Source organism: Clavibacter lycopersici (genome assembly GCF_003576405.1).
GTDB classification, from domain to species: domain Bacteria; phylum Actinomycetota; class Actinomycetes; order Actinomycetales; family Microbacteriaceae; genus Clavibacter; species Clavibacter lycopersici.
The window spans coordinates 1-10,523 of record NZ_QWGT01000082.1; the positions used below are offsets into that span (position 1 = coordinate 1).

Annotated in this window: 11 protein-coding genes; 10 read left to right on the top strand and 1 reads right to left on the bottom strand. The window is 72.2% G+C overall.

The window, feature by feature from the left end:
* Window positions 1–64 precede the first annotated feature (64 nt).
* Complete coding sequence (locus tag DZG00_RS07435; RefSeq protein ID WP_119382881.1) at window positions 65–1,048, top strand: tyrosine recombinase XerC; 984 nt, start codon at window positions 65–67, stop codon at window positions 1,046–1,048.
* Window positions 1,049–1,134: 86 nt separating this feature from the next.
* On the opposite strand, the gene DZG00_RS07440 is transcribed toward DZG00_RS07435, so the two are convergent.
* On the bottom strand, window positions 1,135–1,530 hold the full coding sequence (locus tag DZG00_RS07440; RefSeq protein ID WP_233549160.1) for a M23 family metallopeptidase: 396 nt from the start codon (window positions 1,528–1,530) through the stop codon (window positions 1,135–1,137).
* Between the two features lie 255 nt (window positions 1,531–1,785).
* Between DZG00_RS07440 and DZG00_RS07445 the strand changes: the two genes are divergently transcribed.
* From DZG00_RS07445 to DZG00_RS07485, 9 genes are all read left to right on the top strand, one after another.
* On the top strand, window positions 1,786–3,261 hold the full coding sequence (locus tag DZG00_RS07445; RefSeq protein WP_199688985.1) for a sugar porter family MFS transporter: 1,476 nt from the start codon (window positions 1,786–1,788) through the stop codon (window positions 3,259–3,261).
* Window positions 3,262–3,499: 238 nt separating this feature from the next.
* Window positions 3,500–4,447 carry a 30S ribosomal protein S2 gene (rpsB, locus tag DZG00_RS07450; protein ID WP_119382075.1) on the top strand — a complete coding sequence of 316 codons (948 nt, stop codon included), beginning with the start codon at window positions 3,500–3,502 and terminating at the stop codon, window positions 4,445–4,447.
* Between the two features lie 111 nt (window positions 4,448–4,558).
* Entirely contained in the window at window positions 4,559–5,386 is an 828-nt protein-coding gene (gene tsf, locus DZG00_RS07455; RefSeq protein WP_119382076.1) for a translation elongation factor Ts, read from the top strand.
* 152 nt (window positions 5,387–5,538) lie between these two features.
* Complete coding sequence (gene pyrH / locus DZG00_RS07460) at window positions 5,539–6,255, top strand: UMP kinase (RefSeq protein WP_119382077.1); 717 nt, start codon at window positions 5,539–5,541, stop codon at window positions 6,253–6,255.
* 152 nt (window positions 6,256–6,407) lie between these two features.
* Window positions 6,408–6,926: a ribosome recycling factor gene (frr, locus tag DZG00_RS07465; RefSeq protein ID WP_045929184.1), complete on the top strand. Its 519-nt coding sequence runs from the start codon at window positions 6,408–6,410 to the stop codon at window positions 6,924–6,926.
* Window positions 6,927–7,967, top strand: a complete 1,041-nt coding sequence (locus DZG00_RS07470; protein ID WP_119382078.1) for a phosphatidate cytidylyltransferase — start codon at window positions 6,927–6,929, stop codon at window positions 7,965–7,967.
* Between the two features lie 10 nt (window positions 7,968–7,977).
* Window positions 7,978–8,523: a DivIVA domain-containing protein gene (locus tag DZG00_RS07475; protein ID WP_119382079.1), complete on the top strand. Its 546-nt coding sequence runs from the start codon at window positions 7,978–7,980 to the stop codon at window positions 8,521–8,523.
* Between the two features lie 192 nt (window positions 8,524–8,715).
* Window positions 8,716–9,336, top strand: a complete 621-nt coding sequence (locus DZG00_RS07480; RefSeq protein ID WP_375342495.1) for an aggregation-promoting factor C-terminal-like domain-containing protein — start codon at window positions 8,716–8,718, stop codon at window positions 9,334–9,336.
* Between the two features lie 86 nt (window positions 9,337–9,422).
* Window positions 9,423–10,523: cation:proton antiporter (locus DZG00_RS07485; protein WP_199689800.1), on the top strand; the 1,101-nt coding region annotated here is incomplete at its 3' end.

A 10,523-nucleotide genomic window follows, 5' to 3' on the forward strand; every position in this document is an offset into this window, starting at 1 on the left:
CGACGCTCCGCGCCGCGCCCGCGCGCCGACGTCCGCGGCGCGCGGCTCGACGTAGCCTTCCGGGATGGACACGGTGCAGGCTGGCGACGGTGCGGGCGGCACGGCGGAGCGGCCGCAGCCCCCACGCGGCGCTCGGGTGGCGACTCCGCTCGAGGCCGACATCGCCGCGTTCGCGACCTCCATGGACCGGGAGCGGGGGAGCGCGGCCCACACGGTGCGGGCCTACTCCTCCGACCTGCGCGACCTCGCGGCGCACGCGGCGCGCCAGGGCGTCACGACGTCCGCCGGCCTCGACCTCGAGGTGCTGCGCGACTGGCTGTGGCGGGGATCCCAGGCGCGGCTCGCTCCCGCGACGCTGGCCAGGAGGTCGGCCGCCGTGCGGGGATTCGGCGCGTGGCTGCTGCGCACAGGACGCGTCGAGGCGGATCCGGCCGTGCGGCTGAAGGCGCCGCGCGCCGGTGCGCACCTCCCGCGGGTGCTGGCGCGTGAGCAGATGTCCGGGCTCCTCGCCGGCCTGGCCGCCCGGGCGGCCGAGGACGACCCCGCCGCGCTCCGGGACCTCGCCGTCATCGAGCTGCTGTACGCGTCCGCCCTCCGCGTGTCCGAGCTCACGGGCCTCGAGCTCGCCGACGTCGACGCGTCCCGGCTCACCGTCCGCGTCATCGGCAAGGGCGATCGCGAGCGCGTCGTCCCGTTCGGCGTGCCCGCAGCCGAGGCGCTCGACGCCTACGTCACGCGGGGCCGCCCGCGCGTCGTCTCGTCGAGGACCGGGACGGCGCTGTTCCTCGGCGCGCGCGGAGGCCGGCTCGGCGCGCGCGCGGTGTACGGTCTCGTCGCCTCCCTCCTGGGGGACATCCCCGGCTCGGGACCGCAGGGGCCGCATGCCCTCCGGCACACGGCGGCGACGCACCTGCTCGACGGGGGAGCGGACCTCCGCACCGTGCAGGAGATGCTCGGACACGCGAGCCTCGGGACGACCCAGATCTACACGCACGTCTCCGTCGAGCGGTTGCGCCGCAGCTACGAGGGCGCGCACCCGAGGGCCTGATCCGCACGTCCCCGGGGGATGCGGCGGGGGACGAAGCGGGGGACGAGCGCCGCGCGGACCCGGCAGCGTGCGGCCCGACGCCGGCGTCACGGATCCAGCGGCAGCAGCACCGCGTGCCGCAGGGCGGCGAGCAGCAGCGCCGGATCCACGTAGGCGCCGTGCAGGCGCGCCCCGAGATGCAGCCCGCCGTCCGGCTCGTGCCGCGGCTCCGCGGCGAGCGTGCCGATGACCTGCCCGGCGACGACGTGATCGCCGGCTGCGACCAGCGGGACGACCGGCTCCACCGAGGACACGAAGCCGTCGGCGTGCTGCACGCTCACGACCGGCCGGTCGACGACCACCCCGGCGAAGGACACCGTCCCGTCCGCGGGAGCGCGCACCTCCGCCCCCGGCTCGACCGCGATGTCGATGCCGCGGTGGCCCGGCCCGTAGGGGGTGGCCGGCGCCTCGAACGGCCGGGTGACGGTGTGCGGCGGATCCACCGGCCAGGCCCAGCGCGGCGTCGCGTGTGACGCGGCGTCCGCGGGCCAGACCCCCGCCGTGGCCCGCTCCGGGAGCCCCGGTGCACCCGTCCCAGCCAGGAGCCCGATCGCCAGCGCCGCCGCGCAAGCCCTCCGCCGTGCATCCCCGCCGCGCATGCGCCCTCCCTCTCCGGCGGCCGCGTCCCGTGCGCCGGTCGGCCGCATGATGCCCCCTGCGACGCCGGATCCGCGCCGGGCAGCCACCCCGCCGGAGAAGTGGCAGAGTGGTCCGTTGTGAACGAGACGACGACCCCCCGGGATGACAAGAAGCTCCAGCGACGCGCGATCGGCCTGGCCGTCTCGGCCGCGGTGGGGGGCTTCCTCTTCGGGTTCGACTCGTCGGTGATCAACGGCGCGGTCTCCGCGATCCAGGGCCGGTTCGAGCTGAGCGAGACGCTCATCGGCTTCGCGGTCGCGAGCGCCCTGCTCGGCTGCGCGCTCGGCGCGTACCTCGCGGGCCGAATCGCCGACCGCATCGGCCGCCGCTGGACCATGATCATCGGCGCCGGCTTCTTCTTCGTCAGCGCGTTCGGCTCCGGGTACGCCTTCAGCGTCTGGGACCTCACCATCTGGCGCATCGTGGGCGGCCTCGGCATCGGCATCGCGTCCGTCGTGGCGCCGGCCTACATCGCCGAGATCTCGCCCAAGCTGCTCCGCGGCCGCCTCGCCTCGCTCCAGCAGCTCGCGATCACGCTCGGCATCTTCACCGCGCTCCTCTCGGACGCCGTGTTCGCCGGGGCGGCGGGCGGCGCGTCGGAGGAGTTCTGGCTCGGGCTCGAGGCCTGGCGCTGGATGCTCCTGGTGTGCGCCGTCCCCGCCGTGATCTACGGCTTCCTGGCCTGGCGCCTGCCCGAGTCGCCGCGCTACCTCGTGGAGAAGGGCCGCAAGGACGAGGCGCAGGACATCCTCGCGAGCGTCTGGAAGCAGGAGGACATCGACCGCGCGAGCCGCGACCTGGAGCGCCAGATCGAGGAGGACCGCGTCGCCAAGCGCACGGGCACCCTCCGCGGCAACAAGCTGGGCCTGCAGGGCATCGTCTGGATCGGCATCATCCTGTCTGTGTTCCAGCAGTTCGTCGGCATCAACGTGATCTTCTACTACTCCACGACCCTGTGGCAGGCCGTCGGCTTCGACGAGTCGCAGTCGCTGACGACCTCCGTCATCACGGCCGTCACGAACGTGGCCGTGACCTTCATCGCCATCGCGCTCGTCGACCGCATCGGCCGCCGCCCGATCCTGCTGTCCGGCTCGCTCGCCATGGCCGTGTCCCTCGCCGTGATGGCCATCTGCTTCAGCCAGTCGTTCACCCAGGACGGCGAGGTGTCCCTGCCGCAGCCCTTCGGCGTCATCGCCATCGTCGCGGCCAACGTCTTCGTCATCGGCTTCGGCGCGTCGTGGGGTCCGCTCGTGTGGGTGCTGCTCGGCGAGATCTTCCCGAACCGGATCCGCGCGAAGGCGCTCGGCGTCGCCGCGATGGCCCAGTGGATCGCGAACTTCGTCATCACCGTGTCGTTCCCGGCGCTGTCCGCCTTCTCGCTTCCCTTCACCTACGGCATGTACGCCCTCTTCGCCGCGCTCTCGTTCGTCTTCGTGCTCACGAGGATCCCGGAGACCAACGGCATGTCGCTCGAGGAGGCCGAGACGCTCTTCGTCGACAAGCCCAAGAAGCGCAAGGACGCCGCGCGCTCCTGATCCGTCGCGTCGCCCTGCCGCTCGCCCGGCGGGTGGTAGCATCGAGCAGCACCCGATCCAGGTCGGGTGACTACGCGTGCCCATCAGGCCGCCGCATCCACTCGGTCTCCTCACGGCGATGATCCCTGTCGCCCGAGGAGCGGATGCGCGCCGGGCACCAGGATCAGCGGTCGTCCCGACCGCCGAGCGAACCGACGAGGCGCGCCGCGACAGCGCGCGCCGGAACAGGAGTACGGCCATGGCCGTCGTCACCATCCGCCAGCTGCTCGACTGCGGCGTCCACTTCGGTCACCCGAAGACGCGCTGGAACCCGAAGATGAAGCGCTTCATCTTCACCGAGCGCTCCGGCATCTACATCATCGACCTCCAGCAGTCGCTGGCCCTCATCGACAAGGCGTACGACTTCGTCAAGGAGACCGTCGCCCACGGCGGCACCATCCTCTTCGTCGGCACGAAGAAGCAGGCGCAGGAGTCCATCGCCGAGCAGGCGCAGCGCGTCGGCCAGCCCTACGTGAACCAGCGCTGGCTGGGCGGTCTGCTGACCAACTTCCAGACCGTGCACAAGCGCCTGAACCGCCTCAAGGAGCTCGACCTCGTCGACTTCGACGACACGACGCGCGGCTTCACCAAGAAGGAGCTCCTCATCCAGCGTCGCGAGCGCGACAAGCTGGAGAAGAGCCTCGGCGGCATCCGGAATCTGACCAAGACGCCGTCGGCGATGTGGGTCGTGGACACCAAGAAGGAGCACCTCGCGATCGACGAGGCGCGCAAGCTCGGCATCCCCGTCATCGGCATCCTCGACACCAACTGCGACCCGGACGAGGTCCAGTACCCGATCCCGGGCAACGACGACGCGATCCGCTCCGTCGCGCTGCTGACGCGCATCATCGCCGACGCCGCCGCCGAGGGCCTCATCCAGCGCCACCAGAAGCCCGACGCGGAGGGCTCCGCGCCCGCCGAGCCGCTGGCCGACTGGGAGCGCGAGCTGCTCGAGCAGGGCGACGCCGCGAAGGCCGCGCTGCCCGTCGAGGAGAACGACGTCGACGCCGAGGTCTCCGCCAAGAACGAGGCGAAGTCCGAGGACGAGGTCCCCGCCCCCGCGCACGCCCCCGAGTCCGACGACGCCACCGAGGCGAAGATCGAGGCCGAGGCCACGGACGCCGAGAAGGCGCCCGTCTCCGAGTAGTCCGAGCACACGCACCATCCCGACGGGCGGGCGCGGGGAACCGCGTCCGCCCGTCGGGCACTCACCTCCGGGAGACCCCCGGATCATCACCTACAGAAGGAGTCCACGAGCATGGCGAACTTCACCGCCGCTGACGTCAAGGAGCTGCGCGACCGCCTCGGCGCCGGCATGATGGACAGCAAGAACGCGCTGGTCGAGGCCGACGGCGACATCGAGAAGGCCATCGAGATCCTGCGTCTCAAGGGCCAGAAGGGCAACGCCAAGCGCGGCGACCGCTCCACCGCCGAGGGCCTCGTCGCCGCCGGCGAGAAGGACGGCGCCGCCACCCTCATCGAGCTCGCGTGCGAGACCGACTTCGTCGCCAAGAACGACAAGTTCATCGCGCTGTCCGAGTCCGTCCTCGCCGCGGTCGTCGCGGCCGGCGCGTCCACCGTCGACGAGGCCCTCCAGGCCCCCGCCGGCGAGCAGACGGTCGACCAGCTGATCAGCGACCAGGCCGCGATCCTCGGCGAGAAGATCGCGCTCCGCCGCGTCGCCCGCCTCTCCGGCGAGCACCAGGAGATCTACCTGCACCGCACGTCGAAGGACCTCCCGCCCCAGGTGGGCGTCGTCGTCGACTACAGCGGATCCGACGCGGAGACCGCGCGCAGCATCGCCCAGCACATCGCCTTCGCCAACCCGGAGTACCTCGCCCGCGAGGACGTCCCGGCGGACAAGGTCGAGGCCGAGCGCGCGATCGTCACCGAGATCTCGCGCAACGAGGGCAAGCCCGAGGCCGCCCTGCCGAAGATCATCGAGGGTCGCCTCACCGGGTTCTTCAAGCAGGTCGCGCTCCTCGAGCAGGACTACGCGAAGGACAACAAGCAGTCCGTGAAGAAGGTCGTCGAGGCCGCTGGCCTCACGGTCACGGGCTTCGCCCGCTTCAAGGTCGGCGCCTAGCACCACGACGGGGAGCCCGGGTCGCATGCGACCCGGGCTCCCTTCTCCATGTCCGGGCCGGTCGGCCGCGCGAGCCGCCGACACCACCGGGCGTCACAGTAGATTGGACCGGGGCCGGATCCGGCGACCGGAACGCGAAGACGGGAACACCAATGACCGATCAGACCACCACCCGCCGCGTCCTCCTCAAGCTCTCCGGGGAGTCGTTCGGCGGCGGCCAGATGGGCGTGGACCCGGACGTCGTCAGCGCCCTCGCGCGCGAGATCGCCGAGGCCGCGAAGACCGTCGAGGTCGCGATCGTGGTCGGCGGCGGCAACTTCTTCCGCGGCGCGCAGCTGTCGCAGCGCGGGATGGACCGCGGCCGCGCCGACTACATGGGCATGCTCGGCACGGTGATGAACGCCCTCGCCCTGCAGGACTTCCTCGAGCAGGCAGGCGCCGCCACGCGCGTCCAGTCGGCCATCTCGATGACCCAGGTCGCCGAGCCGTACATCCCGCGCCGCGCGGTGCGCCACCTCGAGAAGGGCCGCATCGTGATCTTCGGGGCCGGCGCCGGTCTGCCCTACTTCTCCACCGACACGGTCGCCGCGCAGCGAGCCCTGGAGATCTCGGCCACCGAGGTCCTCGTCGCCAAGAACGGCGTCGACGGCGTCTACACGGGCGATCCCCGCACGGACCCGGCGGCGACGCTCCTCGACACCGTCACCTACCAGGACGCCCTGCAGCGCGGTCTCAAGGTCGTCGACTCGACCGCCTTCAGCCTCTGCATGGACAACGACATGAAGATGGTCGTCTTCGGGATGGAGCCGGGCGGCAACGTCACCCGCGCGATCCGGGGCGAGCGCATCGGCACCATCGTCTCCAACTGACGACGGGCGCTCCGCCGCCGGCCCCGACGGGCCGGGTCGCGGCCGGAGCGCCTCCCCATCCGCGTTAAGATCGACCGGGCGCCCATCGCGCCCGCGCTACCGAAGGAGAACCCGTGACCGTCGCCGAAGTCCTCGCAGATGCCCGAGACCGGATGGGCAAGGCCGTCGAGGCCGTGAAGGAGGACTTCGGGAGCGTGCGCACGGGTCGCGCCAACCCCGCCCTCTTCCAGAAGGTCATGGTCGAGTACTACGGCAGCCCCACGCCGCTCGGCCAGCTCGCGAGCATGAACAACCCCGAGGCGCGCACGCTCATCGTCACGCCCTACGACAAGACGGCCCTCAAGGAGATCGAGAAGGCCCTCGTCAACGTCCCGAATCTCAGCGCCACCGTCGGCAACGACGGGGAGATGGTGCGCCTGACGCTCCCCGAGCTCACGGAGGACCGCCGCAAGGAGTTCGTCAAGATCGTCCGCGGCAAGGCCGAGGAGGGGCGCGTGAGCGTCCGCAACATCCGCCGCCGCTCCAAGGACGAGCTCGACGCGCTCAAGGGCGAGGTCGGCGACGACGAGGTGGCGCGCGGCGAGAAGGAGCTCGAGGCCCTCACCAAGACGCACACCGACCAGGTCGACGACGCGCTGAAGCGCAAAGAGACCGAACTCCTCGAGGTCTAGGTGGCCAGCCCCGAGGATCCCGCCGAGCGGGCGCCCGTCGTGCCGCCCGCGTCGGGGCCCGACGGCGCTCCGCGGGTCCGCAGGCATCGCGGCCGCGTGACGCGCGCCGAGTTCGAGGCGCAGGTGCAGGCGACCCGGGCGGACCTGACCGCCCAGGTCCGCGCGACCCGCGCGTCGCTCGAGGCGACGAACGACCGCATCAACGCGCGCACGGGTCGCAACCTCCTCTTCGCGGTGAGCGTCGGCCTGCTCCTCGGCGGGCTCGTGCTCGTCAGCCTCGTCGTCGTGAAGCAGCTCTTCCTGCTCATCGCGGTCGCGCTCGTGGCGTTCACCGCGTACGAGCTCGCCACGGCGCTCCGCCAGGCGGGTCGTCGCGTGCCCCGGGTGGGCTCGGTCATCGCCGTCGTGGCACTCATGCCCATCACCTACTACGGCCGGCCGGACGGGCAGTGGCTGGGTCTCCTCGGTGCGATGGCCTTCGTGGCGCTGTGGCGCCTGGTGGAGCAGGCCGTGCCCGCCAGGCGGACGCCCGCGCGTGCGGCCATCGGCGACATCGGCTCGAGCCTCTTCCTGCTCGCCTACGTGGGTCTCCTCGGATCGTTCGCCGTGCTGCTCACCGCGGGCGACGGCGGCGAGTGGTGGACCCTCGCCTTCCTCATCCTCGTGGTGTGCTGCGATACAGGCGCGTACGTCGCGGGGCTCAACTTTGGCAAGCACCCCATGGCGCCCACCATCAGCCCCAAGAAGACGTGGGAGGGGTTCGCCGGCGCGGTCGTCGCGGCGGTGCTCGCCGGGATCCTGCTCTCGCTGTTCATGATCCAGCAGGAGTGGTGGTTCGGCGTGGTCCTCGGCCTCGTGATCGTGGTGACCGCGACGCTCGGCGACCTCGCCGAGTCGCTCATCAAGCGCGATCTCGGCGTCAAGGACATCAGCTCCTGGCTGCCGGGCCACGGCGGGTTCCTCGACCGCCTCGACTCGGTCCTGCCGTCGGCCGCGGTGGCCTATGCGCTGTTCCTCATCGTCACGGGCGCTTCCTCATAGGATGTCCCGGATGACCACCACCTTCCCGACCGCCGGGCGTCGCGAGCGCGGCTACGACCCGGACCAGGTCGACGCCTTCCTGCGCGACGCGCGGCGGTGCTACGACGACGAGGCCGACCGGTCGCTGACCTCCGAGACCATCCGGCGGGTGTCCTTCGACATGCGCCGCGGCGGCTACTCGGCCGCCGCCGTCGACCGCGTCCTCGAGCGCCTGGAGGACGCGTTCGCCGTCCGGGAACGCGACCGCACGATCGCCCGGGTCGGGGCCGAGGCATGGAACGCGGAGGCGCGGCGCGCGGCCCAGGAGATCCTCGACCGGGTCAGCCGGCCGTCGGGGGAGCGCTTCGACCGGGCGGGGTTCCTGACCACCGGGTACGACCGCCGCGAGGTCGACCGGTTCGCGGACCGGGTCGCCAAGTACTTCCGCGGCACCAAGCCCATGAGCGTCGACGACGTGCGCACGGTGGCGTTCCACCCGCGCCGCGGCGGCTACCGGGAGGCCCAGGTCGACCTCCTCCTGGACGCCGTGATCGACGTCATGAACGCCGTGCGCTGACCACGGCTGCGCTCCTCCCCATCCGATCCTGCTGACAGGACGCCCCCGATCCGGTCCGGGAGTCGCCATCCGGGTAACGGTTGGGTAAAGTCGTGCGGAGCCATGGGTAGACACACGAACGACCTCGCTCCTCGCCAGCCGCTCACCGCCGCTCCGAGGGCCGTCCCTCGACGCCGCTCGGGATTCTCCCGCGTGGCCGCCCCCACCATCGCGTTCGGCGCGGCTGCCGCGTTCATGCTGGTCAACGTCGTGGATCCCACGTCCGGCGCCGTCGCCAACCCGCAGTACCAGGAGTACCAGACCACGGTCGCGCAGCTCGCGCGGGCGGACGCGCAGACCCTCACGGTCGCCTCCGCCGACACGGCGGTCGAGATCGAGCCCGGGTTCGAGTCCGTCGCGGCCCCGCCGCCCCCGCCGCCGCCCGTCGAGACCCCCGCGCCGTCGAGCGGCTCCGGCTCCAGCGCGAAGTCGCCGGGTTCCGGTTCGGGAGGCGGGGCGATCGCCATCCCCGACCCCGGCAGCGCGAAGGGCATCGCCCGCAGCATCCTCGCGTCCCAGGGCATGGGCGACGACCAGTACGCATGCCTCGACTACCTCTGGACCAAGGAGTCCGGCTGGCGGGTGAACGCCTACAATCCCAGCGGTGCGTACGGCATCCCGCAGGCCCTGCCCGGCAGCAAAATGGCGTCCGCCGGAGCCGACTGGCAGACGAACCCGGCCACGCAGATCACCTGGGGCCTCGGCTACATCGACTCGCGCTACGGGTCCCCGTGCGGAGCGAAGGCGCACAGCGTCCTCAAGAACTGGTACTGACGCGGCGTCGCCGGGTCGCCGCGTCACCGCGGGGCCCGCGGATGAGGCCGCCCGGCCCCGCGTTCACGTCGGGATAGCCTCGGAGCATGGACTACGCGGGCTTGGGCGTCGCCGGGATCGCGACCCTGGTGGCCGTCACGCTGCTGGCGCGACGGCTGCGCGTCGCCACGCCGCTGGTGCTGGTGCTCGTCGGGGTCGGGGTGTCCTACCTCCCGGGGGTGCCTCCGGTCGAGGTGCCGCCTGAGCTGATCCTCGCGGGCGTCCTTCCGCCGCTGCTCTACGGCGCGGCCGTGACGGTGCCGCTGGTGGACTTCCGGCGGAACCTGCGCACGATCATCAGCCTGTCGGTGGTGCTCGTGCTCGTGTCGGCCTTCGGGATCGGCCTCCTGCTCTACGCCCTGTTCCCGGACCTGTCGTTCGCCGGCGCCCTCGCCCTCGGCGCCGTCGTCAGTCCGCCTGACGCCGTGGCCGCCACGAGCATCGCGCGCCGGCTCGGGCTCCCGCCCCGCCTCGTCACGGTCCTCGAGGGGGAGGGCCTCGTCAACGACGCCACCGCGCTGGTGCTGCTGCGCACATCGATCGCGGCGGTCGGCGCGTCCGTCGACCTCTGGCAGGCGGCCGGCGGGTTCGTGCTGTCAGCGGTAGGGGCCCTCGTGATCGGCATCGTCGTGGGCGTCATCACGACCGAGGTGCGGCGGCGGCTCGACGACCCGGTCCTCGACACGGCGATCTCCTTCGCCGTGCCGTTCGTCGCCTTCATCCCCGCGGAGGAGGTCGGGGCGTCCGGCGTCCTCGCGGTGGTGGCCGCCGGGATCTGGTCGGGCCACCGGAGCGCGTCGACGCTGTCGGCGCAGTCGCGGATCAACGAGCGCCTGAACTGGCGCACCGTGCTGTTCCTGCTGGAGAACGGCGTCTTCCTCGTGATGGGGCTGGAGCTCCGCGACATCATCGACGAGGTGCACGAGGCCGACCTCGGCGTCGGGCGCGCGGTCGCCTACGGGGTCCTCACGCTGGTCGTGCTGACCCTCATCCGCTTCGGCTTCCTGGTGCCGCTGCTCCTCGGGCTCCGCCGCCACGAGGAGCACGTCGCGGCGCGCACGCGCCGGGTGCGGCGCGGTCTCGAGCGGCTCCGAAGGGAGCGGGGCGACGACCGGCCGTCGCGGCGCGAGCGGGCCGTCACGCGGATC

What these genes read in the sequence shown, in the direction of transcription:
- DZG00_RS07435 (WP_119382881.1), top strand. Translation starts at nt 65, where the DNA reads ATGGACACGGTGCAGGCTGGCGACGGTGCGGGCGGCACGGCGGAGCGG.
- rpsB (WP_119382075.1), top strand. Translation starts at nt 3,500, where the DNA reads ATGGCCGTCGTCACCATCCGCCAGCTGCTCGACTGCGGCGTCCACTTC.
- tsf (WP_119382076.1), top strand. Translation starts at nt 4,559, where the DNA reads ATGGCGAACTTCACCGCCGCTGACGTCAAGGAGCTGCGCGACCGCCTC.
- pyrH (WP_119382077.1), top strand. Translation starts at nt 5,539, where the DNA reads ATGACCGATCAGACCACCACCCGCCGCGTCCTCCTCAAGCTCTCCGGG.
- frr (WP_045929184.1), top strand. Translation starts at nt 6,408, where the DNA reads ATGGGCAAGGCCGTCGAGGCCGTGAAGGAGGACTTCGGGAGCGTGCGC.
- DZG00_RS07475 (WP_119382079.1), top strand. Translation starts at nt 7,978, where the DNA reads ATGACCACCACCTTCCCGACCGCCGGGCGTCGCGAGCGCGGCTACGAC.